At 35.0% G+C, this 26284-nt stretch carries 22 protein-coding genes and 2 tRNA genes; 3 read left to right on the top strand and 21 right to left on the bottom strand.

What is annotated here, in order from left to right; all coding sequences use genetic code 11:
• Positions 1 to 64 precede the first annotated feature (64 nt).
• From cdd to porU, 3 genes are read right to left on the bottom strand one after another with little or no spacing between them, the layout of a single operon-like run.
• Entirely contained in the window at positions 65 to 550 is a 486-nt protein-coding gene (gene cdd / locus ACY2RT_RS11380) for a cytidine deaminase (protein ID WP_490156035.1), read from the bottom strand.
• Between the two features lie 4 nt (positions 551 to 554).
• Positions 555 to 1715: a type IX secretion system outer membrane channel protein PorV gene (gene porV, locus ACY2RT_RS11385; protein WP_490156036.1), complete on the bottom strand. Its 1161-nt coding sequence runs from the start codon at positions 1713 to 1715 to the stop codon at positions 555 to 557.
• Between the two features lie 35 nt (positions 1716 to 1750).
• Positions 1751 to 5650: a type IX secretion system sortase PorU gene (porU, locus tag ACY2RT_RS11390; RefSeq protein ID WP_490156037.1), complete on the bottom strand. Its 3900-nt coding sequence runs from the start codon at positions 5648 to 5650 to the stop codon at positions 1751 to 1753.
• A 211-nt stretch (positions 5651 to 5861) separates the two neighbouring features.
• On the opposite strand from porU, the gene gldJ reads away from it, so the two are divergent.
• Together gldJ and ACY2RT_RS11400 are read left to right on the top strand one after the other, a co-directional pair.
• Complete coding sequence (gene gldJ, locus ACY2RT_RS11395) at positions 5862 to 7538, top strand: gliding motility lipoprotein GldJ (RefSeq protein WP_490156038.1); 1677 nt, start codon at positions 5862 to 5864, stop codon at positions 7536 to 7538.
• Positions 7539 to 7613: 75 nt separating this feature from the next.
• Positions 7614 to 8894 carry a UDP-N-acetylmuramoyl-tripeptide--D-alanyl-D-alanine ligase gene (locus ACY2RT_RS11400; RefSeq protein WP_490156039.1) on the top strand — a complete coding sequence of 427 codons (1281 nt, stop codon included), beginning with the start codon at positions 7614 to 7616 and terminating at the stop codon, positions 8892 to 8894.
• On the opposite strand, the gene ACY2RT_RS11405 is transcribed toward ACY2RT_RS11400, so the two are convergent.
• From ACY2RT_RS11405 to ACY2RT_RS11480, 16 genes are all read right to left on the bottom strand, one after another.
• Positions 8889 to 10136 carry a S41 family peptidase gene (locus tag ACY2RT_RS11405; protein WP_490156040.1) on the bottom strand — a complete coding sequence of 416 codons (1248 nt, stop codon included), beginning with the start codon at positions 10134 to 10136 and terminating at the stop codon, positions 8889 to 8891. The genes ACY2RT_RS11400 and ACY2RT_RS11405 overlap by 6 nt on opposite strands.
• 68 nt (positions 10137 to 10204) lie before the next feature.
• Positions 10205 to 10972: a helix-turn-helix domain-containing protein gene (locus tag ACY2RT_RS11410; RefSeq protein ID WP_490156041.1), complete on the bottom strand. Its 768-nt coding sequence runs from the start codon at positions 10970 to 10972 to the stop codon at positions 10205 to 10207.
• A 176-nt stretch (positions 10973 to 11148) separates the two neighbouring features.
• Positions 11149 to 12543, bottom strand: coding sequence for a serine hydrolase domain-containing protein (locus ACY2RT_RS11415; RefSeq protein ID WP_490156042.1), 1395 nt, complete (start codon positions 12541 to 12543; stop codon positions 11149 to 11151).
• Positions 12544 to 12647: 104 nt separating this feature from the next.
• Entirely contained in the window at positions 12648 to 13796 is a 1149-nt protein-coding gene (locus ACY2RT_RS11420) for an FAD-dependent monooxygenase (RefSeq protein ID WP_490156043.1), read from the bottom strand.
• Between the two features lie 463 nt (positions 13797 to 14259).
• Positions 14260 to 14616: a hypothetical protein gene (locus ACY2RT_RS11425; RefSeq protein WP_490156044.1), complete on the bottom strand. Its 357-nt coding sequence runs from the start codon at positions 14614 to 14616 to the stop codon at positions 14260 to 14262.
• 204 nt (positions 14617 to 14820) lie between these two features.
• Positions 14821 to 16500: a tetratricopeptide repeat protein gene (locus tag ACY2RT_RS11430; RefSeq protein ID WP_490156045.1), complete on the bottom strand. Its 1680-nt coding sequence runs from the start codon at positions 16498 to 16500 to the stop codon at positions 14821 to 14823.
• Positions 16501 to 16680: 180 nt separating this feature from the next.
• Entirely contained in the window at positions 16681 to 18159 is a 1479-nt protein-coding gene (locus tag ACY2RT_RS11435) for an alpha/beta fold hydrolase (RefSeq protein WP_490156046.1), read from the bottom strand.
• Positions 18160 to 18300: 141 nt separating this feature from the next.
• A complete protein-coding gene (locus ACY2RT_RS11440) occupies positions 18301 to 18789 on the bottom strand; it encodes a hypothetical protein (RefSeq protein ID WP_490156047.1) in 489 nt (162 codons plus the stop codon).
• 137 nt (positions 18790 to 18926) lie between these two features.
• Complete coding sequence (gene rsgA, locus ACY2RT_RS11445) at positions 18927 to 19994, bottom strand: ribosome small subunit-dependent GTPase A (protein WP_490156048.1); 1068 nt, start codon at positions 19992 to 19994, stop codon at positions 18927 to 18929.
• A 158-nt stretch (positions 19995 to 20152) separates the two neighbouring features.
• Entirely contained in the window at positions 20153 to 20635 is a 483-nt protein-coding gene (locus tag ACY2RT_RS11450; protein ID WP_490156049.1) for a Cif family virulence factor, read from the bottom strand.
• Positions 20636 to 20828: 193 nt separating this feature from the next.
• On the bottom strand, positions 20829 to 21428 hold the full coding sequence (locus ACY2RT_RS11455; protein WP_490156050.1) for a hypothetical protein: 600 nt from the start codon (positions 21426 to 21428) through the stop codon (positions 20829 to 20831).
• Between the two features lie 181 nt (positions 21429 to 21609).
• A complete protein-coding gene (locus tag ACY2RT_RS11460) occupies positions 21610 to 22314 on the bottom strand; it encodes a hypothetical protein (protein ID WP_490156051.1) in 705 nt (234 codons plus the stop codon).
• Between the two features lie 204 nt (positions 22315 to 22518).
• Positions 22519 to 23700: a type II restriction endonuclease gene (locus ACY2RT_RS11465; protein ID WP_490156052.1), complete on the bottom strand. Its 1182-nt coding sequence runs from the start codon at positions 23698 to 23700 to the stop codon at positions 22519 to 22521.
• On the bottom strand, positions 23657 to 24895 hold the full coding sequence (gene dcm, locus ACY2RT_RS11470; protein WP_490156053.1) for a DNA (cytosine-5-)-methyltransferase: 1239 nt from the start codon (positions 24893 to 24895) through the stop codon (positions 23657 to 23659). Before dcm ends, ACY2RT_RS11465 begins: the two co-directional genes overlap by 44 nt.
• Entirely contained in the window at positions 24888 to 25301 is a 414-nt protein-coding gene (locus ACY2RT_RS11475) for a very short patch repair endonuclease (RefSeq protein WP_490156054.1), read from the bottom strand. Before ACY2RT_RS11475 ends, dcm begins: the two co-directional genes overlap by 8 nt.
• Positions 25302 to 25332: 31 nt before the next feature.
• Positions 25333 to 25548, bottom strand: coding sequence for a helix-turn-helix domain-containing protein (locus ACY2RT_RS11480; protein ID WP_490156055.1), 216 nt, complete (start codon positions 25546 to 25548; stop codon positions 25333 to 25335).
• A 137-nt stretch (positions 25549 to 25685) separates the two neighbouring features.
• Here ACY2RT_RS11480 and ACY2RT_RS11485 point away from each other — a divergent pair, with 137 nt between their 5' ends.
• Positions 25686 to 25898, top strand: coding sequence for a hypothetical protein (locus ACY2RT_RS11485; RefSeq protein WP_490156056.1), 213 nt, complete (start codon positions 25686 to 25688; stop codon positions 25896 to 25898).
• Positions 25899 to 26061: 163 nt separating this feature from the next.
• Here ACY2RT_RS11485 and ACY2RT_RS11490 read toward each other — a convergent pair.
• Positions 26062 to 26136, bottom strand: a tRNA-Val gene (locus tag ACY2RT_RS11490).
• A 61-nt stretch (positions 26137 to 26197) separates the two neighbouring features.
• Positions 26198 to 26272: transfer RNA gene (locus ACY2RT_RS11495), tRNA-Val, on the bottom strand.
• Positions 26273 to 26284: the final 12 nt, after the last annotated feature.

Here is a 26284-nt window from a genome sequence, read left to right on the forward strand (position 1 = left end):
AATTTATTGCACGAATAACAAAAATACTATATTCTGCAGGACTACAAAACAGCAGACTGGTAAATTATTTTAGATAAGAGTCATCAAAGATAAGAGGCAATAAATCTTTTACAGCATTTGCCTTTACCACTTTACCGGTTTCACCCATAAAATAGATACTAATAGGTGCTTTTTGTTTTACTTCGTATTCGGCTAAAGACTGACGGCACGCCCCGCAAGGAGGTGTGGGCGTAGTAACCGGATGATTTAATGAACGTGCAGTGATCGTCATTTCAGAAATAACAGCTCCCGGAAAACTTGCCCCAGCGTGAAAAACGGCTACACGTTCTGCACATAGTCCGGATGGAAAGGCGGCATTCTCTTGATTGTTACCTATAATAATTTCTCCTGTAGATAATCGAAGGGCTGCACCTACCTTAAAACGCGAATAAGGCGCATAAGCATTTTCACGTGCTTGCTGCGCCTTATTCATTAGATCTTGTATTTCCTGAGGAAGTTCTGAAATCGTATCGAAAACCTCCAAATGAGTTTCAATCTTAATTTTTTTCACACTGTTAATATTCGTCGTACTCGTCCCCAAAGTTAAACGTCAAACCAAAACGAAGTGTTCCTTCCAATGGGCTTGTCACTTTTGATGTAGAGAACAAATAAGATATATCTATATTAATTGCTGTATACTTAAATCCGGCACCTAATGCAAGGAACTTTCTGGATCCTTTAAGGTCACTTTCGTTAAAATATCCCGAACGGAATGCAAACACATCCTGGTACCAGTACTCTGCTCCCAATGCCCACGTAAACTCCTTTAGCTCTTCGCTAAAACCACCCGGTGCATCATTAAAAGATTTGAACATTCCGGAAAAGAAACTAATATTTTCATACTCCTCATCATCTTCTGCATCTATATCGCCGTCACCATCAAAATCCTGAGGAGTAGGTACTAACAACTTATTTACTTCAACCGAAACACCAACTTTGTTGTATTCGTCCAGGATAAAATCAAATCCACCACCTAAGGCAAGGTTAGTTGGTAAATTATTTTCTTGTCCTACTTCATCATACTTAATTTTTGGACCAATATTAGAAATATTGAAACCGGCTCTCCAGCGACCGTCAAAATCGTTATAAGCAATTTCTTCACTCTGATAGAATCCTGCAACATCTACAGCAAAAGAACTTGCAGCGGAAGCATCTTCATTTGAGGCCTGTATCTTAAGGTCAGATCGTAAATATCTACCTGCTACAGACATTGAAAACCGCTCACTTAAACGCAATGCATAGGACACGTCAAACGTAAGCTCATTTGGGCTTTGTATTAAAGGGTCCTGCTCTGCAGTATCCCGAAGCTCAATATCGCCTAAACTGAAATAACGCAAACTGGTACCTATAGCACTTCGTTCGTTAATTCTATTGTAATAAGTTATATTTCCCAGAAATATATCGTTTACTAATTGACTCAAGTAAGGTGTATATGTAACCCCTATTCCTTGTTTCGAAATAGCAAAAGCATATTTTGCCGGATTCCATTGTTGAGAAAAGGCATCAGCAGAAGTTGTTACTCCAATATCACCCATACCAGCAGCACGCGCATCGGCTGCAATTAATACAAAAGGTACAGCTGTTGTGATAACTCTTTGATTTTCTGTAGGATCATCTTGTGCTGAAACGTTAAAAGTTAATAGACCAACTAATATTGGTATAAGAATTTTCTTCATGAGGTATAAATTTTGACAAATATAATTTTTAAATTTTAAAGGATAACCAGTTTTTCAAATTTTTCAACTCGCTGGTTGGTTAACGTAGATTTAACAGTTATCTTGTATACATAGACCCCTTTTCCTATTTTATCTCCAAAATCATCTTGTCCGTTCCATACAATGTCACGGGATAGAAAACCATCGGTGTTTATAATTTGATTTTGGGTCCAAACCACTTTTCCGGTGACCGTAAAAACCTGCACCTGTACTTCTAAAGGTTCGAATGGACGGTTATGATTAAACCAAAATTCGGTATAATTAACAAAAGGATTAGGATAGTTTAATACGCGTGTGATTTCCAGAGAATCATCTCCGGCAACAATAAACTGAATTTCTGCTGTAGAAGAATTATTATAGACATCCCAGGCCTTTACTGTAAGTGTATGTAACCCCACTTCGAGGTCTCTTAATCTATAGGTAGTCTTTCCTTTTGTGAAATCATCTACTTCTGCCTGATAATATTCATTAAGTATAAAAGGATTAGATTCATCACCATCTAAAATAGCGATCATATCATGACCAATACCACTGGCCGTATTGATCCCGTTCTCATCTTCTAATTTGGCGATGAGTATTGGCGAATCGTTTGTTATCCCTCCGGAAACAAAACTTTCATCATTCATAAAAAGAGAGATCAAGGGCCCTTGATTATCTTCAGGTGCATTTTCATTAAGTCCTCCAACTTTTATATCTAAATTGAAGCCGGTCTGGTCTTCCAGTTCATTATCTTTTTGAGCGTAGAAACTAACTCTTCCGTTATCAACAGGGATTTGTGCATCACGGGGAACAACGAATTCAAATTCAAAAGTACCGTTAGTAACCGTTGCCTGGCCGTTAAAAAGGCCTTCGCCTAAAGTGATGAAGTCTAAAATCAACAAATTGCCATTACCATCCCTAACCCCATCATTCCCAAGAGTTTGTCTTTGCACATCTTTATCAAACACCTTTGCTTCCAAAACACCGTTATAGTTGCTCAGTAAGTTGCCGGATTCATCTACTACTTCGCCGCCCATTCTCACCCTGCTCAATGCCTTTAAGGTGTCTGTAGCCTGTGCAATAGGGACCCCATTTAAGGTTGTTAAGCGAATCCTCTGTCTTGGAAAGGCTAAATTCATTGCCGGATCACCCACATAAAAGATCACCCGTCTTTCCAGGTTACTAATCTGATTTTTGGAGATACGCAATGCTTCGGCAGGTGTATTAGGAATATTCACCCCAAAACCAAATAATTCTGAAGCCAGAACATTATTAAATGTTACACCCAATGAAACCCCAATGGATCGAGTAGTTGTTACCATAGAAATAGATCCTCCTTCTTTATTCCAATAGGTAAGTTCTCCTGCTGTAATACGCAAAGGGTTATCAAATTTTGTGAATTCACAGGTAACTGTAACTACACAAGGATATTTGTTTTTATTTTTCAGATCGTTGGCAATATCTTTTGTATAAATAAACTCTTTCGCCAGCCCATCTTCTCCTCCATGCCCAAAATAATTAATGATCAAAGCACCTACTTCTGTGGCATTTTTAATAGCTTCTTCAACTTCAGGATATCGATTCCCTCCTGCCGATGTTTGTTGTTGAAATGCATCTGAATGTATTTTCTTTACATTTACAAATGGCTTCTGTGAGGAAATTTCATTCCCTAAGTTATCCAAATTAACTTCCAGGTCCTCATATTCAAATTCTTCATCTACATCATCTGAAATTAGAACAAAATTATTTCGCCAATTACCGTACGATACTTTCGAAAAGTAATTTTCGATCTTATCTACCATTTGGTTTGCCAATAGAACATTATCTGCTACGATCCTTCCAACGGCTATATCCAGTTTATCCTGATCTCCCTGAACTTCTCCAGTGGCATCTGGTGTCTCACTGCCTATCGCTCCTTCTTCAGGCCCCATATTTCCGAAGAAATCATCAGACATAAATGAAGAAAGGCTATTCGTACTTCTAAGCGTGTGAAATGTAGGTACCGTATTATTATTGTTAGAAAGCCGATCCTTATAATCTACAGATGTATCTCCAAAAAGGCATAGATATTCTATACGCTTATCGGGAGAGGAAGCATTTTCATATACATACCTTACAAAGTTTCTAATAGCACTAACATCTTGTTTACCGGAACTGAATTCTTCATAGATCTTGTCTGTAGTAACTACTTTTACATTATATCCATTTAAACTCTTATGAAGATTGGCAAGCCGAAGAGCCGGTTGAATTAGAAAAGAAGGAGCTATAATAACGTAGTCTATATCCTTAAAATTTCCAGACTCATCGTTAAAGATCGTCCCTTTTAAGTTTTGATTATTTACAACCGTTTGATTCCCTTTTACTGGTTCAAAATAGTCGTTGGGGTTTACGGCAACGTATTTTCGAAGTTCCCCCAAATTAACTTTAAAAGCAAATGACGAAGCATTGTCCTGATTTTGTTTTGCTGAAATGGAAGCTGTATTTGTAATATCCCATACTTGTGTAAATTGAGATGCATTGGTAATCTGATACTCTGCTACTCCCAGAAGTGTTGCAGCTTCATTATATTGAAATGGTAGTTGCCCAGTAGTACCTGAAAGCTGGCGCAGAGCCTCTATACTTATATAATCCAAATACCCAATACTAGAAGGATTTCCTCCATTTATATAGGCCAGGTCTACCGTTACTGTTTCGCCGGAAGCCGGAATTTCAATACTACTTTCAGACGAGTCAAATTCTCTTGTATCAAATAAAAGTGTCCCTCCAATAGTTGAGAACTGAAGCGGGGTTACCGTAGTTTCATTAATTGAAATTGCCATAGAAGTAGCTGTTTCAGAAGCTGAAGCTGCTTTCACTTTTATGTCCATGGGTTCACCCGAAATAATATTCGGAAAATTAAACTCGTAGGTCTGTTCGCTTTCTATATCGAACCTGTTTCCAAACCACCTTCTCCCAACTTTACCTGGACTAAACTCATTAACTTCGTGAAACTGATAATCGTTAAACCTGTCTATGGTCCTTGTAGGTGCTTGTGTAGGTTCGTTCATTTCCTGTACACGTATCCCCGGATCACCATCTGCAGTCACATAATAAAAAGCTTCATCTGCATAAGGATTTTCATTGGTATCGCTCTGAGCATCATATCCTAACACTCCAATTCCGTAGAACAAAATATAATCTCCATTATCAAAGGAACCATCTTCTTCTCCAACTACCTGTATAGCGTTTTGCGGAAGATCAAAAAAGGTATTCTCTTTGTTTAAAAGAGATAAGGGTTTACCTCCATGTCCATAAATCTTAAGGTTTCTTGGGTCGACCCCGTCGGTATTCATCCCCAGGTCTGATAAAAAACTCTTATCGACACGATAAATACCCGTTTTTTCAACTTTAAATTTATACCAATTCCCCGATGCAAGTACCGAATTGGTTATTGCCATCCCAGTTCCTCCGTTTCTTTGGGCTCTATAGGTATAAGAAACCGAAAAAGAAAGTACTTTTTTGTATCCGCTGTTGGTTTTAACTACCGGAGAAATGGTCAGCATCGTATAAATTACCTCTCTGGCCTCGGAGCTTCCAATGCTGTATGAAAGTTTTTCAGGAACTATATCCTTATTGATTCTTTTTAATTCTTCTGAAGTAAGGGAACCGTATCTTACATTGGTGACTTTTATAGAGTTTTCATTGGCGTAGCCATTATCTACCCATTGATGCCGATAGCTAAGTTCCGTACCGGATAGTTTCAGGTTCATGTAGGCGAGACTCCTTTCTACACTAAAAGTCTTTTTGTCTTTAGTATTGAAATTCTTTGAGGTAGTATTTTCATAAACTCCCCAATCAATTGATATATTTTTATTTTGCGCTAATAAACTAAGAGGCAATACAATAATACCCAATAAAAGTAGTATTCTTTTCATCATAACAAATAACGCTTCAAATATACACTTAGTATGGCTGGTTTTTTAAAGTTTTTTATATTATCATTTTTACATAATAATTAAAAAAGTAATACGTTAGTAATGGGGTCGGTAATGAATCACCGAACCTTACAGTGCATTAATATTTAAAATATTATTGCGCTTTTATCGTTAATTGTTATATTGCGAACCCAATTTTTTCATATTTGAAACTATGAACATTAGAAAAAACCTAGCATTACAGCTATTTATTGCAGTAGTTGTAACTTCTTTATTAGTAAGTTGTAACAAGACTAGAGACTATAAGGACAGTTCTAGAGCTACCGGATGGAAAATGAATTCCAAAGAAGGTGGTTTTCAGTACAACCCCAAGGCAAAAGAACAGGAAACTGGTCCCGGTCTGGTCTTTATAGAAGGTGGTACCTACACCATGGGTAGAGTCCAGGATGACCCTATGCATGACTGGAACAACTCTCCTAACCAACAACATATTCAGTCCTTCTACATGGACGAAACTGAAGTTACCAATCTTATGTATCTGGAATACTTAGATTGGATCAAACAAGTTTTCCCTCCTTCCGATGAAAATTATCGTCGTATCTATGACGGAGCAGTTCCGGACACCTTAGTTTGGAGAAACCGCTTAGGATACAACGAAGTAATGACCAATAACTATTTGCGTCACCCTGCCTATGCAGATTATCCTGTAGTAGGTGTAAGTTGGGTACAGGCAGTAGAATTCAGTAACTGGAGAACCGACAGGGTTAACGAATTGATCCTGGAAGAAGAAGGCATTACAGTAAGAAATGCCCGTTATGATGTGGAGCCGGGGCAAACATTCAGCACCGAAACCTATCTTAATTCTCCAACGCTTACCTATGGAGGTAATGATTCTATTACCCGTGGTGGTAAAAGATCCGAATCATTGGCCAAAAAGAGCAAAGACAGCACAAACCTATATGTACAAAGAAAAGACGGCCTTTTAATGCCGGATTATCGCCTTCCAACAGAAGCTGAGTGGGAATATGCCGCTCTTGGCCTTATAGGATTGCGTAACTACAATGTATATAGAGGTAGAAAAAAATATCCTTGGGACGGTCAATACACACGTTCCGGAGACAGAAGATCTCGTGGTGACCAATTAGCAAACTTTAAGCAAGGCGATGGTGACTATGGAGGTATTGCAGGATGGAGTGATGATGGCGCAGATATTACCGCACAGGTAAAATCGTATGAGCCTAATGACTATGGTCTGTACGATATGGCAGGAAATGTAGCCGAATGGGTTGCAGATGTGTACCGTCCAATCGTTGACGATGAATTTAACGACTTTAACTACTACCGTGGTAATGTTTATACTAAAAACGCTATAGGCGAAGATGGTAAAGTAAAAGTGGTAACTGCAGACTCAATCGTATATGACACCTTGAGCAACGGAAAAATAGTAGCCAGAAACCTACCGGGAGAGATCTTACAGGTTCCTGTAGACGAAAGTGAAACCTATTTAAGAACCAACTTCTCCGATAGTGACAACCGTGATTATCGTGATGGTGACAAGCGTTCTACACGATACTATTCTTCTTTTAGCGATGAAGAAGAGAGCGAAATTGATGATAAGAAGAGAATGTACAATTCTCCTAAACATCAGGTATATGCAGACAGTACCGGAAGTCTTGAACGTCAATATGATAAATCTGCCAGCAGAACAACACTTATAGACAATCAGGTGAGAGTTTATAAAGGAGGTTCCTGGAGAGACAGAGATTACTGGTTAGATCCTGCTCAAAGACGTTATTTCCCGCAAGATATGGCGACAGACTACATTGGTTTTAGATGTGCTATGTCTCGTGTAGGTTCTAAATCTAAAAAAGGAAAACGCCCTAGAAATTAAAAATATATAGTTTCAAATACAAAAAGCCCTTTTGAACATTGTTCAGGAGGGCTTTTTTAGTACTTTTATTTGCAGATGAAAATTGAAATTCTCCATCGTTATTTTACTGAAAGTACCGGTATTTGCACCGATACCCGAAATATTACAAAAGGATGCCTCTTTTTCTGTTTAAAAGGAGAAAACTTTAATGGTAACACATTTGCACAGGAAGCACTCAACAAAGGAGCTTACAAAGTAATTATAGATGAAATACGGTATCATAGAAATACAGGAGAGACTATATTATGTGGAAATTCTCTTAAATTACTTCAGAAACTGGCCGCTTTTCATAGAAAACAACTACAACTACCTATTATAGCACTCACCGGAAGTAATGGTAAAACTACCACCAAAGAGCTTATCAATGCAGTACTAATGCAAAAATTCAAGGTAACAGCCACCAAAGGAAACTTAAACAATCATATAGGCGTCCCCCTCACTCTACTCTCTATGACTTCTAAAACCGAAATAGGTATCGTGGAAATGGGTGCCAATCACTTAAAGGAGATCGAACAGCTCTGTAACATCACATTCCCGAACTACGGCTATATCACCAACTTTGGCAAGGCACATTTGGAAGGTTTCGGAAGTGTACAAGGCGTAATTCAAGGTAAAACCGAATTATACAAGCACCTGAAAGAGCACGATAAAACAGTCTTTGTGAATGCTAATGATGCTACTCAAATGCTGCATTCAAAAAGTTTAAAGCGTATTACTTTTGGTGATGAACATCAAAACTGCCATATTCAGTTAAAAGATGCTTCAAATCAGCTTTTAGTGCAATACAAGGGGCTTTCCATACAAAGTCAGTTAATTGGCCTGTACAACTTCCATAATATCGCTGCTGCCATTGCTATTGGGGATTATTTTGAAGTACCCACAGAAAAGATCAAAACAGCTATCGAAGGTTATATTCCCACCAATAACCGCTCACAGCTTATTGAAAAAGAAGGACACAGCATCATATTGGATGCCTATAATGCCAATCCAACCAGTATGATAGCAGCTTTAGAAAATTTTAAGCAAGCTGAAGGAGAAAATAAAGTGTTGTTTTTAGGAGATATGTTCGAATTAGGTACTGAAGCTGAAACCGAACACCAGCACATTACTACTTATCTGGAAAAAGACCCTATAGGCGAAACCTATTTAATAGGCAGTAATTTTTATAAGGTCAAGACAAACGCACCTCATATTCACAAATTTGAAACCTTTGAGACTCTCCGGCAACATTTGAAGCAACATCTTCCCCAAAAAAGTTTTATGCTTATAAAAGCTTCCCGGGGTATGGCATTGGAAAGAATTTTGGAAATACTATAACCGATACATGATTTTTTCAATTTTTTTGTCAGTCAGAATGATCTTCATCTGAATGGTACCATAACCAGTTTTAAAGAAAATCCTGAAGCTATCTTCATTTAAATAATGAATATTTATCAACTCTGCATCCAGATTATCATTCCAAACAGTTTTAAATTTCTTTAAAGTTTTTAAAACCTGATCTTGATTATCTGATAAGAGATGTTTTGAGATAAACACTTCATCAATCGATTTTGAATTTATCACTTCTAGAAGAGCATTTATCAAATTTGTTTCTTCAGGTATTTTAATTTTATCGGGGATAGAGATTTGCCCATTTTGTGCAAACTCCACTGCAACGTTTTTGGCATTGTTATAATGTGTTAAATAATTGGGTTCAATACCAACTCCTTCCAGATCATACTCACCTTTAACATGTTTTGATTCTTCATAAGGCCAGTTTAGAAGGAATATATCGCTCATCAAGTAGGTTGCAGTCCTGTGGGCTGCCCCCGGTGTTGGTTCGCCTATGACGATGGCCCTTTCATGCAATTGGAGTCGCTGGGTAAATATTTCTGCTGCTGAAAATGTGGACTGACTCGTTAAAATGATCAACCTGGCTTTGGATAATGATTTGGAATAAGCTTTTGGCAAAGCCCAGATCTCCTGAGGTTGCTTATTCCATTGATAACTGGTCGCCAGTTTTGTTTTTTCTTCAAAAAAGTAACCTGCCAGGTAATTGACAGTTTCATCTGAACCACCACCATTATCACGTAAATCAATAATAATTGCATTAGGGTTTTCAAAAGATGCCATGAGTTCCTCTATTTCTTTTTCTAATGATGGTTTCAATGCTGGGAACTCATTAAATTTCAAATAGTAGATACCTTTACTTATAAGCTCCTTTTTGAACATAGAACGATTTGAAGAAGGCTTCGATGTACTGGAAAATTCTTTAGATTTTGGATAGTGCAGACCTATATTTAAATGCAGATCGTTCGACCATGCAAACAGGTCACGATTTAGAGTTTCCACAAAAATTTCTGCATCATTGATCTTTACGTAATCACCATTATCAATCTTAGCCTGAAGTGTTTTTGCTATTTCCTTGCCTTCCTGCTCCCATAAATATTCGGTTTCAAAGCTCAATACCAAGTCTTTTAGAAACTCGTCTTTTTGATCTTCGGTCATCGTTAGCTGGCTAAACACCGGATGGATTGTAAGGAAGATGAGAAACGAAAGCTTAAATAGTAATGTATTCATATACTTTTTTTGAGCAAAGTAAAAAAAAGCCAGTTACAGAAATAGAATGAAATTAGCCTTACAAAAAATTATAATCTTCTTAGCATCTTGGGACTAAACCCAATATAGAACCTAAACAAACGATTCATATGACTTTGATCCGAAAAACCACATTGATAGGCTATTTCAGTAATGGAAGCATCCGAATTAAACAATAAATAAATGGCACGTTCCACTTTTATTTTCCGCATATAGTCTGCCAAGGTGCAATTAAAATGCTTAGCGAAGTATTTAGAAATGGAAACCGGGTGAAGTCCAAGTTCTTTTGAAAGTTCCTCCAGTGAGATAAACTCATTCCAACGGTCATGTAAAAGCGACACTAAAGAATCAATCCACAAAGGTTTTTTAAAGGATTCATCCTTATAGAAAAAAGATGCTACTATTTGCTTAATGGATTGCTTAGAGTATACATCATTTATCGATAATTCATAATACACTTTCATTAAGGACAAATAAACACTATTGTCGGGTTGCAGGTTAGTGAACCGGAGCTCATCATTAAAGAAGGCACTACTTAGTTCTATATTCAGGTTTTTGGAAGGAAAAACCGTGTATCTGTTTCGGTGAATTTCACCTTCTCTATAGGTCATGATCTTACCCGGATTCACAATAATATCTTCCTTTTTTCTGGATTCCCGGTTACCACCTACCAAAATGGAAGATAAATGAATATCCTCATGATAATGCCAATCTTCAGAAACAAAATGGTGGTAGTTAACAATTGAAACGGAGAACGAATCATTTTGAAATCTATTTGAGGTAACTCCTAAAAAGTCTGATACTCTGTTTGCTTTCATAAAGGCTTCATGATTGTAAACGCCTTCATGATGGTTTTGTTGTAAAATATGGTACTTCGATAAGTAGTTATCTTTCGAAAAATATCAATAAATCCTCCTAAAAACAGTTTTCTTATAAAGTTTTCCGTGGGATGGTATTGGAAAGGATTTTGGAACTCATATAACAACGAGACGCTTTACTCACCCTTTATTTCCTTAATTCTATTAATTATCAACGTATCATTAGGATTAAGATCCAGCGCTTTATTGAAATAGATCAGTGATTCTTCAATCTTACCCGTTTTATATTTTATAATACCTATATGAAAAAGTGGCCTGTAATTATCAGGATCAATTTCAGAAACCTTTTCAGAAGCAATGATTGCCAGATCGTATTGATCGTCGGCTGTTAATTCTTCAATTAATTCTTCATATTCATAACTCTTAAGTTCATAGCTGTTATCATCAAAAGTAGTCATTTGCTCTTTGGTGATCTTATTTTTTTGAATTTCCTGAAGCTGATAACTCAACATTTTTATATAGGATTTTTTTGGATACTCAAAATCCAGATCAGATAAACAATTGACAACTATTTTCCTAAGAGACCAAATTGGCGCTGAAGTATTATTAAGAATAACAATCACTGTTTCTTTATCATAATTATACTGAAGTAAAGAACGGTGTCCGGTAAAACCTCCTACATAATACAAAGATCTCCCCATTAGTGAATCGGTATCGGAAAACCAACCCAATGTATAGTCTTCACTCATTGCTGTCTTGATTCCTTGTCCCAATGTATATAACTTAAAGGATGCCTCCGGTAAAATATCCTGAGATGAAAATATTTTGGTGAAATTGTAGAGATCAGTAGCATTAGAGCAAATACCTTGTGCACCGTACATATCACCCGTAAAGGTTGCATTATCAAATGACGGATATACATTTGGGTCAATATAAGTTGCCTTTCCAAAGCTAAAGATATAATCGTTCACATATTTAGCATTGGTCTTTGTTTCTTCAAAGGTTGGAATTGTAGTGTGATCCATCCCCAAAGGTCTAAATATAAAATCATTACAATATTCGGGAAATGTCTGGCTTTGCACTCGCTCTATAATAATTGTCAAAAGGGTGTATCCAATATTACTATATTTCCATTCTCCACCTGTATCTGATACCAGTTTGGGCGGGTTTTCTACCAAAATAGCAAGCAGGTCGTCATTATTAGCAACCTTTTCGGGATCCCACACCGGATACAGAACCGTGTTATAATCCGGCAATCCTGACGTATGTGTAACCAAATGCTTTATTGTGATACTGTCATACGGAAGTTCGGGCAAGAACTTTGTGATAGGATCGTCATAGTCCAGTTTATTTTCCGATACCAATTTAGCAACTGCCAGTGCAGTAAACGGTTTACTTACCGAGGCCAATTCGAATACAGATCCTTCTGTAAAATCTTTTTTTGAAATTAGATCTGCATTCCCATAATATTTATGGACAATTATTTCATCTCCCTGCGCCACAAGGAGTTCACCATTAAAAATTTCATCGGTTGCCAGCTGATTAAAAATTGAATCAATTGACTTTTCCATCCGGGTATGATAGCTGTTATTTTTATCTGGCTTGCTATTACAACTTAAAATAGTCACCGTAAAAACAAGAACAAAAAATAATTTAAATTTCATATTGTTTCTCTTCAAATCTGAATTGTTTTTTCAATTTGATACATTTCCAGCATTTTATTTTCCAATGCTTTTTTTGGTATATTCTTTAATAGAAAGTTTCTTAAGTTTTTACCATACCTCCAATGAGCCATTTTTCCTGTTGTCCAAGATTGTTTTACAATCGTATTAACTTTCGGTTGTCTTTTTTGTTGGAACAACTTAAAAACATTTTGATTTGGATTGGTTTGAATTAAGTTGCTAAGGTAATATGCATCTTCAATCGCTTGTGCACCACCTTGTCCCATATTAGGTGTAGTTGCGTGTCCTGCATCTCCAATTAAGCAAACATTACCTTTATGCCAATTCTCAAGAGGTTTAAGGTCATTAATGTCATTTCTTAAAATATTGATTTCAGGAGTAGCTGTTATTAATTTGTTTACTAACGGGTGAAAATTGGCAAACATTTTTAAAAGCTTTTGTTTTACTAAATTTTTATCATCTTTTTGGTTCGGTTTATCTAAAGCTACAGCAAACCAATAAACCTTATCTTTTGCAATTTTTGATATTCCAAAGCGAATTTGATTCCCCCAAAGTTCCATTCCTCTATTTTCAAATTCTTTGTCTAGTTTAATATTTGCTATACCTCTCCAACAAGTCTGCTCTGAAAACCTGATTTCACTCTGAGGAAATAACTGCTTTCTTACTTTTGAGTTAATACCATCAGCTCCAATTAAAAATTCTGTTACAAATTCTGAATTATCATCAAACTTTATTTTGATATTTTTATCATTTAATTTTTCAAATGATTGAAACCCTTTTCCTAAAGATGTTTTCTTTTTAGGAATTTTATCAAATAATAACTTTTGAAGCTCTGCTCTGTGGATTGCGATAGTCGAATATCCAAACTCTCTTTTAATTTTGTCTTGAAAATTGTCAGATAATGAACTTAAATCTGCTTTGCCAAGCGTAATTCTGTCTATTGAGTTCCCTTTTTCTTTAATACCGTCTAATACTCCCAAATGTTCTAAAACTTGTAATGCATTTGGAGCAAGCCATATTCCTGCTCCAACTTCAGATAACTCAGAGGCTTGCTCAAAAATATGATAATCTATTCCTTTTTTTTCAAATGCAAGAGCTGTGGTCAAGCCTCCAATTCCTGCACCAATTATCGAGTATTTCATTTGAGTATTGTAGTATTATAGCTAACGGCTCCGGCTATGAGTTGCTATGTTGCCAGCAACTAATTTAGCAAAAGAAAACGAACCGGAGGGAAATCCGTAGGATTTTCCGAGTACACTTAGAACCAGCAATTGGCTATACACGTTGTTGGTAATAGTTTTTTATTCAAATTTAAAATTGACAAATGAATCAGAATTTTCTTTACTAGATTTAGAAAACCTTACTTCTATAAAATCCAAATCATCATATTCTGGATGAGTTTTATCTGACAAATTATATTCGTAAAAGTCTATCTGAAAATAATCATCATTCTCTTCAGTGCCGAAAATGATAACTAGAACTTATTTCTGAATGGTCAAATTCTTTTTTCAATTCAGTATTGATTTTTTGTATTTTTTGAAAAGTTTCTTTGAGATTACAAGAAGTAGCAATTGTAAAGACTAAAAAACAGAAAATAGATTTGTTTCATTTTATTTTTTTAGATAAGTCAATAAAAATTTTCCTTAATTCAGTTTCTTTAGTTAACTCAAAGATATCTAATAAATAACTTACGCTTTCTGATTTCCAAGCATTCTTAGAAATACTTTGATTATATTTTTTTAAGAATTTGTTCAGACTAGTTTTGGTTACGGTTCCTCCAACTTCTTTTTCCAATGCAATAATAAATTCATTTAAATTCTTGACAGAGGTTTTCCAATCTCCCCAATCATTTTCTGCTTCGAGTATCTTTTCCGCAATCTTTCTGTCAGCTTCGTTTATAAATCTATTTTCCTCAACCAAGTCAAATAATTTGTTAAAAGTCAATTTAGGAATTTCAGTCATATTCATAAATTCAGTTTCGGATTTCGGCTCTTCAAATTATTGCCAACGGTTCGTATAAGAATAGTAGCCGATTGTAGGCTTCATTCTTGTCAAATTACATGAAAGTTAAAGCGGCTTACAACCCTTAAATTCACTACTTTTTTGGCTATTATTTTTATACATTGTTGTAGTACGTTTTTTATCCAAATTAGATAATCTATGGGATTACTTATTATTTATTTGCTCAATCATATCCAATGCATTCCTATTATTTGTGTTTAACTCAAGGGATTTTTGATAATATTTTTTTGCCTCCTGATACTTTTTAGAGTTATAAAACCATTCAGCAAAACTGTCCCATGCATTGTATGAATCTGGAAAAATTAGTGTATTTAGTTTGAATAACTCAAAGGCTTCTTTAATCCTTAAATCATTCATTAATTGATAGGCATTTCTATTTATTTCTCTTTCTAAAAATTGAGGTTGTAGTTCTCTCCACCACTTGATTGTTGCATATTCTTTTTTAAGATTATTGTAATAATCTATTGCTTTTTCTGCTCCATTTTTTACAGCAAAAGCAGTTATTGATAAAAAATCATCATCAAGAATCACTTTTAAACAAGGGTCAATACCATTAAAGTACTCATAGCTATTGGTTATCGCAGCAATGTCTGGTGAAAAGTATGTTGAATCGGGAAAAACAGCACTTGATATAGTCCTCGTTGCGATACCTAGTAAGGCTTTAGAATTTGGCAACCTTCCAACTCTTCTTTGATTACTGAAAAAATTCAGTGAACTAGCAGGAGGTTCACCTACAAAAACAGCGTTAGTATGCATTAATAATTCTGAGATTAAGATGACCGGTGCACTGTAGGTTCTATTACCCATTATAACGTACAAACTATTCTCTTGGTTAAATTGTTCTCTTTTGATGATTTGATTAATAAAAGGATACATGGTTAATCCATTTCCGCCATCATTAAATCTGACATCTATAATTAGCTTATCTATACTGTCTACATTATTATCAATGTATTTCCATAATCTATTATTAAATTCCATCCAAGTTTCAAAATGTCCTGGCTGATTAGCAACTTGATTGTATTGAAAATATAAAGCTCTTTTATCTTTTAGATGCTCAAACCAATAGAACTTTGCATTCTCATTACTTTCTCTTAGATATAGAGGTGTTTTATTATTTAACAGAGATGTAACGGTTTTATACTCATTCGTAGTCGTCGGCATCATATTGATTCTGGCTGTTCGTAGTTCTGATGGATTGTTCGCTACAGCATTGAAAATCAGAGTTTCTTTTTTTCCATCTTTTGTTTTGATAGTAATATTGGCTTTATTTTCATTCTCAATAATTCCTAAACCAAACAGAACTTTTGCAAATGAGCAATGGGTTAAGCTTGGGTGCAGGCGTCCAAACTTATTATCCCAATTAATAATTTCAGAGACTTTCGCAATAACTTCATCAATGGGTCTGTTGTTGATGGAAATAACTCTACTGCCCAAGTATTCTGCATAATCCTGATGAATCACGGTTATAAAGACACCATCAGAAAACTTGTCAATGCGAAATGGAAATCTTAAATCATCAATGTCAAAAATACCGTTATCAATAATACGTGTGTGACCATCTTGAATTGATGCTACTAATTTCTTCAAGATTAAATATGATTCTATACCTGAATTGGATTCAGTAATTTGGTTTTTAGCAATTTCTATAATGTTTTTAAACTGTTCTCGCTCTATTTGATAGTAAATACTAGGATGAGTCTCATTTAACTGAGTAACTACATAATCTAAATCTTCTAACCACTGGTCTGTTGTTAATTCTATAACTTGAGCATTCGATGCTATTGTTAGAGTAAATAGTAATAAGAGTAGATGAATTTTCATTTTTAGTTTTGTTTAAACTGAGATTAAGGCCAAATTATGTCGTAGATAATCAGTAGTTTATATTTTTTCAAAATTATCAATTATTTTTCTGCTTTTTCTAACCCCACACTGTCGTTAGCTTTAGAAACTAATAGGTTTCTGATGTGGGATGCGCTACAACGGTCTAGTATAAAACCCGTTTCAATGGGTTTTATACGTTGTTGGCGGTAGTTTAAATGGCCCTGGCTTCATCTCATTAAAACATTCAGTATCTAATTGATCTTCTTTTCCATCAAAAAAAGCAAGAATATAGCGATCGTAGCATTCGATATTAGAGAGATCGCCTAGCATATGTGCCATATATGGAATGACAATGTGTTGACTGTTTGAAAGGTGTTTTACAATTTCAGTACCTGTCTCTGGAGGAAGGGTAGGATCGAAGTGACCTGAAATTAGGAGAGTGGGAATATCAGAAACAACCGCAGTAAGGTCTGATGATTCTAAAGGTTGCACGGGCCAATGATCACAGGCGTATTTTCTTGTAGCAAACACATAATCACCTAAGAATGATTCTTTTTCACTTTCATCGTAATTTCGCAAAGCAGCCGGTAAATCCTCCGCACAAATGTTGGAAAGCCATAAACCATCAGCAAAAAAGTAATCTGTATCGGTATTCGCAATATCCATTACTTCAATTAGTGGGGTATAATTTCCTATAAAGGCCTCATGAACCAAATAGGGTATTTGAATATACTGATCATCGCTGTAAAGCATTTTTGAAATTTTATATGCAATTGGGGGCCATGTTAATTCTACCTCCTGTTCATTCCCATTCCATTTTATGTTTTGGACAACCTTACCGGCCTTAAGCTTATCCATAACCACTTGCAATTCATTCCTGAAATAGGGATAGTTTGAGAAGCACAGGCTGTCGTTTTCACATAACTTAGAGAGTTCATTTAAGGCTCGCTGGCTATAGCTGCCACGTTTCGAAACGTATTCAAAATGAGGGGCATCAGGGGCGTGTAAAACCACATGATGAATGGAGTTTGGATAACGATCCATGAACATCAACGAAACCTTTCCACCGAAAGAAATACCCATTAGATTGATTTTATCATATCCCAACCATTGACGGACAGCCTCTAGATCATCAACCATATACTTTGACTGATAGAAATTAAAATCTACTGAATCTTGATATTTCTGAATACAGGCTTCAAGTTTTGCCTGTGGAAAAGGATGGTCAAAATATTCTTGCGGAGTATATTTGGTTTGGATTTCAGTGCAATGCAGTGGATTCGACTTACCTGTTCCTCGGGCATCAACATACACTATGTCATGATAACGTCTGTAACTTTGGTCAATTTCTGTGTAAAAATAGCTCTGATTGCTAGCAGGTGCGCCAGGTCCACCTTCTATAACAAAGATAGGTTCCATCAGGCTATCTCTTACAATTGCCGGTGTTACAGCTACAAAAAGGTTGATTTTCTTCCCTTCCTGCTCATCACTATTTTCAAAGACCTGAAGTGTTCCAACAAGTAGAGAGTCCCTAAATCCTTCTGGTTGATAATAGGATAATTTATCAAAGATTTTCGGTTCTTGATTCCTCTTGGAACAACTGAAGCAAGTGGCCAAAAAGAGTAAGAATATTCCAATTCCAAGTTTAAATCTTCTCATATTGCTCAAATTACCGCCAACGGTCTTGTGTATGGCTCGTTGCGGAAAATCAGCTATGATTTTCCGACGTAACCGAAAGATAGCAAATTACAATGAATTCGAAATTCAACCGCAATGAATTATAGCCATTGTTACCTACAGTTATTTTATTCTTTCGTGTATTGAATATACTTTTTCATTTCCGAATTCGAGTCGGTTTTCAGTCAAGGTCTTTAGAATAATTTCAATCGCCTTTTGATAATAAAACCCATCATTGTATTTTGTAATCAAGCCTTTTTTTAAGAATCGCTCAATTAACTCTTTTCTTGATTCATCGCTTTGTTTTGATATTCGGCTTTTTAAAATTAGGGTTTCATTTTTGATTTCCCATTTTCCGTATTCAATATGTTCCGCTGTAAAATAATCCGAATATTCTCCGTTTTCTTTATATGTCCGAATTGGATATCCAGTTCCGTTTTCCGTTTCTGGTGGACACCAAGGAATTTCCTCAAATTCGTTCTTTTCAGCGTCCGTTCTTAAGTCACAGGTTTTGTCTAATTCCCACGTACCAATAATCAATTCCGAATATTTTTCTTGGGCATTCGTAATTCCAATAGCTAGCAGAAATGTTATTAAAATTCGGTTTCTCATAATTGTAGGTAACGTGTTCGTGTATGGTTAGTTGCGTAAAAGTACACGATTCATTTTCCTCAATACAATATAGTGAAACGTAAGAAAAGATCCTCCTCTTAACCAGCTACAGCAATTAATTATATACGTTGTTGTGCTTAGTACTTATTTGATTTTCTTGTCTTCTTGAAATGTTTTATCATTTTCCCCAAATCTTTATCTCTTTTACGTTTGTCAGCAACTGTCGATTCAAAATGCTTTTTTTCCCTTTCTATTTTTAAATAGTTTTCATAAGAGTTCGTGTTAATTTCTCCTTTATTAAGAGCTTCTAAAACGGCACAATTAATTTCTGTCGTATGAGTACAATCTTTGAATTTGCAATCCTTGGATAGCTCGACTATTATTTTAAATGTCTTTTCCAATCCACAAGTTGAATCCGCAATTCCTACTTCTCTCATTCCTGGATTGTCAATTAAAATACCACCATTTTCAAGAACTATTAATTCTCGGTGGCTTGTAACGTGTCGTCCTTTATTTGTACTTGAGCTAATCGTACTTGTTTTCATCAACTGTCTATCTGAAAGATTGTTTAAAAGAGTTGATTTTCCAACACCTGATGAACCTAGCAAACAGTAAGTTTTTCCTTTTAGTATATATTCTTTGAGCTTTTCGATACCCTTTTTGGTCTCATTACTTATAGCAATTATTGGTACTTGCTTTATTCTTTCTTGAACTTCAAGAATCAACTTTTTTAACTCAATGTCATTTATCAAATCAATTTTATTGAGAATGATAATAGGCCTTACATTGGATGTATTACAAATTGTCAGGTATCTTTCTATTCTGTTGATGTTAAAATCCCTGTCAACTGCCTGTACAATAAAAGCAAAATCAATATTTGTTGCGATGATTTGTTTTTCTCCTTGTTTTCCAACTGCTTGTCTTTCAATTACTGTCTTCCTTGGAAAAACAGAATAAATAAGTACTTTACCTTCATCATATTCGGAAATAGCAACCCAATCTCCAACAGCAGGAAAATCAGACCTTTTGTCTGCCGAAAACCTTAAATTTCCAATTAATTCTGCATCATATTCATTTTCAGTATTTTTTACAACATATCTTTCCTTGTGTTCAGAAATAACTCGTCCGACTTCGAATGAATCAAGGTTTTGGTCATTCCGATAGTTTTCCAAATCTATATTATATCCTAAATCTTCAAGTGTCATTAGATTTGTTCTGTTTTAAGCACAACGGTCTCGTATAACCGTCAGTTACGGCTTTATATGTGTTAATTTTCAGTTTAGCACAGACTTTAGCAATTCCGAATGGATTCGACTACGTCCGAATCCGCCGTAATTGTGGTTATACTTTGATGTAGCAAGTTTTAATGTTTATTCGTTTCAATACTTCGTGCGTCAGAAATCAAATGTGCAACAATTTCCCAATTGTCTTTTTTGTGAAACAGTCTGTGATGGGTTGTCCTACGTTGTCCTAATTCTTTTCCGTCACTTAGTTTTTGTCCTTTTCTCTCTATTGTGGATATAGCAAGTATTGCATTTGAGGAAATATATTTGAGTTTCAAAGATGTCTGTTCTGAATTTCCAGCCATTACAAAATCCATTTTAAATACTCGCGATAAATATGATTCAATATTGTTTTTCCCAATCATATTAAATCCAAAAGCATTCGTGAAATCGGCATCATTAGAATACCACTTTGCCGCTAAACTTGCATCTTTAATTTTCCAAGCTTTATTCCAGTCACCAATCTTTTCATTAATTTCTAAACTGTCTTTTTTAGAAATATTCTGTGAATTGATTGTGTTAAATCCTCCAAGAACAATTAATAAGATTAATATTTTTTTCATAACAGTGATTTTAATTTGCTACAACGGTCTCGGCTATGGATAGTTGCGTGGTTAAGCACCTAATTTAGCAAATAAATCACAGATAGAAAATCCGTGAGGATTTTCGTAAATAGGCAAGAACCAAGCAACCCGCCAGAACGATTCTGTCGGGCTGGTTACTTATAACCATTGTTGTGCTCCGTTTTTTTATTTTTCAGCCAATCCAAATTAGTAATTGTTCATTTGGAATATGTTTTTCGAATATTCTTGTAATTATTAAATTAGAACGTCTCACTTTTAAACTCTTCTGATTCTTAAATTCAATAATATACTTTCCATATTCTGGAATATCAAGAACCATTATCCTTTTTGCTCTTTCTCCAAATTCATAGGATTGAACTCTCCAATTTGTAATTCTTGGAATTACTATTTTTCCGTTGTCCTTATTTTTTAAAGTGAATATAAAATCACCAACCGAAACACTCCAACCACCAAGAACTTTTACACTATATATTCCAACAGGTATTTCTATAGCCTTACCAGAATCATAAATACTAATTGGGAATCTCATTTCTAAATACCTTAAATCAGTATTTATTATTTCAACATCTTTTGGAACCTTATTCCTTTGAATAAATCCTAAAACTTTATTGTCAGGTGTTAGTTGATTATAACTACTTTTAATATAAGGTCTCGCTCCATCTGTCGGTTCAAATTTAGTTTGTAAATACTCAATTTCTTCATTATCCAATTCACGTACCGTTCCGTCATTTTCAACATAAACATATTCAAATTCTTCTTTTTTTGTTTCCAATGGAATGTATTTTAATTGAAATTTCGGGTTCTTCAAATGTTGTACAACGGTCTCGGCTATGAGTAGTTACATTGGTCAGCCACTAAAGTAGCAAAAGAAAACTAACTAAAAGGGAATCTGGCAATCTACCTGAAGGACAGGGTCAGGCTGGTTACTTATAGCCGTTGTTACCTGTAGGCTTTTAATCATCTTTATCACTCCAAATCCCAAGCCAATCTTGTTCCTGTCGTTTGCCTGTCTCAGGATTAATACGTTCGTTGGTATCTTCCCAACCAAATAATCCATCTTTTTGAATATTTCCAGTTTCTTGGTTTACCCTTGTACCTGTCTTTTGGTAACCCAGCATACCATCTTCATAAATTTCACCAGATTCTAAATCGATTTTTTTTCCTGTATCTAAATTGATTCCGAAAATTGTTTCTTCTTGATATTTTCCAGTTTCTAAATCAATTCTATTACCCGTTTCTTGATAAAATGGACCTAACTCTTTTTCAAATTTACCAGTTTCTTGATTATAAATTTCGCCTCGTTTTCCTGGAATAATACTTTTTTTTCTTTCAATACTATTTGAATAATCGTTGTTAGATGAATCCGAAAAACTTTGATAATTATTCGATGAGTAATTTGATTTATAACTTGATGACGATGATCTTTGATTATTATCATTTCTAAAGATAGTTAACCCTAGAATAGCCCCTAAGATGGGAAGGCCTATATAAGAAACCCAAGCTATTAACTGAAGTATGACTAATAAAAGCAGGAAAAAACCTCCAGCCCCTTTATATAATGGTAGTAAAAAATTATTGAAAGCTGAAGCAATAAAAAAACCTATAACAGCTAGAATAATTGATAAGATTATGGAAAATTTGGTATTATAATTTTTCATTATTCAAGTATAATTTATACACTGTTTATCAGGGCTTACAGGTAACTTGAATATACTGATGTATTTTACATCATTATACCACTAAATATGTGTGCTAATGATTGTTTTTGCTAAACTTTTACATCATTATCCAATACAATTATTTTTTATAGTAGGATCAATTTATCTATTTAGTAGACACAAGCATCTCTCTCACATCTACCTCTAAGGCTTCGGCAATTTTTGCGCTTGATTCACTCTTTTTACAAATTGCTCTAATATTATAATATTTGCTCGATACTCTTGAGGAAAACTAGATAAATATGCTTTTGGGACTACTAATTGAACATCATATTGTTTCATTTCCTCAAGTTGATTCTTTGAAATTCCTTGTTGCAATGTGAACAGATGTTTTGTTTTTATTCTATCTGCTTCATTTAGTATTTGTCGCCAACGGTCTTTGCAAGTGGTCTTCGAGGCTAATAAAATCAGTTTAGCTTCATCGAAGTTCGGATTGTTATATGCTTCAATATTAGGGAAAAGGAAATCAGGTTTTTTGTTGTTTTCTGTTGTTACTTGAGTTTGAAAGATAAGTTCTGAAATCCGAAATATTTCCTCTAAATGATGCTCAAGAGATTTTCCTGCACGACTTTTCCGCCTATTGAGAATGGTATTTGCAGAAATGACTAATTCCGAAACTGATGGGAAGGGGTTTTTAATAAGTTCTGCGTATCGATCATTTTCCAATGTTTTGAAAAGATCATATTCTGCTTCAAGCCATTTAAGTATCTCTCTATCAGGATTTGATTTAATTTGATTTACTGTTATACCGTAAGAATTTATATAGCAGTTCCTTGCGTTTGAAGCTATATCTAAAGTTGGTGGAAAATCAACGGTTAGAGCTTTGATATATTTTAAGAAGCATTCAACTAGCCTGTCCTCGGCAGTTTGTTCAGTTTGCTTAGGAATAATTCCATTTGTTTCCGTCGAAGAAATGTTTAAGGCTGCGAAAAAGTCTTCAATGTCATCATCACTACTTAAAACAAATGCCTCAAAATAATCTTTAGACTTTTTAACAATGACAAGTAAATCACCAACATTATCATCTGTTAAATATGGAAAACCTCTACCAAAACGAGTTAATCGGTACTCATTCCGTGTACCTTTGCCGTAGTAAATAAATCTGCTTGAAGTCTCAAAATCATCTTGCCACTTGATTGTAGCGAAATGGTCTTTATTAGCTCCTTTTTGTCCTTCTGTTTCAAAAAATAATGGCCAAGAACTTTTGTGTAAATGAAAACCAGCTTGGTGTCCTCCAGTCGAGCCTGTGTCATTTGGTTTAATGAATTTACTAAATGCTATTTCAGCCTGTTGTGCTGATTGAATTGCCTTTTCTAAAGTACTCATCTCTTTTTGAAAGTTCTTTTACAATGTTCTTTCCAACCGCTTGTATTAATGGCATTGCAACTGAATTACCAAATTGCTTATAGGCTTGATTGTTAGAAACAGGAATTATAAAGTTATCCGGGAACCCTTGAATCCTTGCACACTCTCGAGGCGTTAACCGTCTTGGATTTTTTCCTCTTTGCGGTATTAAAATTTCAGCTCCATCTTTATAATATCTTGCACTTAAAGTTCGTGAAACTCCATTTAAGTCAGTCAATCCGTAGCCAAATCCATTTCCTTTTGCTTGATGCTTTTTCTTGTATTCTTGAAGATAGTTCCATAGCTTATCTGACAAAGTATATTTATCATCAACATTACTTTCCAAAATTTCCTTAACTGCAAATCCAACTTCTGGTTGTTTTGGGAATTCAAAATTCTCTTTCCCGTTAAAAAGAGATTTGTTAAACCCAACAATTATGATTCTCTCCCTATGTTGTGGAACATAATATTTTGCATCCAAAACTTTGTAATGAAGTGAGTAACCCAATTCAGATAATGTCTCTGTTATTACTTTAAAAGTTTTCTTTTTATCATGAGAAACAAGGTTTTTTACATTTTCCAACATAAAAACCTTTGGTTTTTTATGCTTGATTATTCGAGCAATATCAAAAAACAATGTTCCTTGTGTTTTATCTAAAAATCCGTGTTTTCTACCTAACGAATTTTTCTTTGAAACTCCAGCTATTGAAAAAGGTTGGCAAGGAAAACCTCCTAATAAAATATCATGGTCAGGAATTTCCGTTTCAGAAATTTGTGTGATATCTCCAAATGGGACTTCTCCAAAATTGGCTTCATATGTTTTTTTTGCAAATGAGTCCCATTCGCTGGTAAAAACACATTTTCCTCCATTATTTTGAAAAGCAAGTCGAATACCGCCAATTCCAGCAAATAAGTCAATAAATTTAAATTTTGGATTTTTGGGGGGCGGAAATGGAATATCCCATTTTATAGGCAAATAGTATTGAAACTCTGGTTCCTCTAAAATTTCTAATTTTTCATGTAATTCTACTAAATATTCTTTTGCAGTTGTTTTGTAATAATGAGAAACACCATTTTTTTGATTTTGAAAATAATGTGTAAGATGGGCCAATTCGTTCGTGGTTTTTTTATCTATGACGAATTGTAGCTTATTTCTTATTTCGGTATATTTAGGCATTCCTTATTGCTTCTTCTATTCGTAATAAACAAAGTTCCAATTCTTTTTTAATTTCTTGACTCCAAAATCTTAAAATTACCCAATCTTTATTAACAAGAGTATCATTAACGGTCTTATCTCTTCTTATATTTCCTTCTATTTTTTTCCACCAAAATTCTCTGTTAGTTTTAATTCTATATTTTTCTATTTCCCAGTTCCTCCCGTGAAAAAATTCACTATCAACAAATATTGCTATTTTATATTTTTTGAAAGTGAGATCAGGTTTTCCAAACACAGATTTATCATTTTTCCTATACCTGTACCCCTTTGCCCATAAAGCTTTAGCAAGTCTTACTTCCATTTTAGTACCCTCACTTTTTATGGCTTTCATATTCTTACTTCTCTGTTCTTTCGTCAATACATCCATACCTTATATAAAATCTTTTGATTCACCCTTCTTAGCTCTGAAGTTTTAAGTTTGAGTAAATTTCTTTGAACATTTCCCCAGGATCTATGTCAATCGCCAAAGCAATTAAATATAATTCATCAGCTCGTAGTCGCGTAGATTTGTTTGAACTCAATTGAGAGAGTCGTGCTTGGCTGATCCCAGTTCGTCTTGAAACCATTGCTCTGTTCACAGATTTTTTAGTCAAGTATAGTCCTAAAGAAGTCATAAGTCTTTCGAATTTGTCAAGATAAATTTAGCTTCAATAAAGTAAAATTTAGAATTTCTAAATATTTATTTTAATTTTGATAGAAAATATATAGATTTGTTTAGATAGTCTAAAGAAATCTTTTCAAAACTAAAATCATGCAAAAAAGATATACCAAAGCCGACCTGCAAGAATTGGTGTACACACAACTGGCAAACCTGGACGCCATACACGACCTGCTAAGGATCATAAAACTACAAAGCGAGCTCATAGAGCAAGCAAACAAGAAATTAAAAAATGAACTGGGAGATGTAAAGGTAAAATTGTATCCTACCACTCCCAGGAGGAAAACAAATAGCAGGAAAAAGTGAATTGAGTTGTGGATTACTAACGTGATCCAGAATAAACCCGCTACTGCAAATACCATCCCATGAGCTTCGCTCATAAGGGTTTTTATTTTTTGTCCCTGGAAAACAAGTTTTCGGGACTCAAAATAAAAAACCCGGCGCTACTGCGCCGGGATGGTGCTTGATGTGGGTCATACTGGATTCGAACCAGTGACTTCTACCCTGTCAAGGTAACACTCTGAACCAACTGAGTTAATGACCCTAAAATGATTAATAAATATATACAAAATAAAAAATCCCGAAGTGCTTTCGGGATTTTTTTGTGGGCGCTGAGGGATTCGAACCCCCGACCCCTTGGGTGTAAACCAAGTGCTCTGAACCAACTGAGCTAAGCGCCCTTGCAGTTAGCG

This window comes from Ulvibacter sp. 2210JD10-4 (assembly GCF_058148525.1).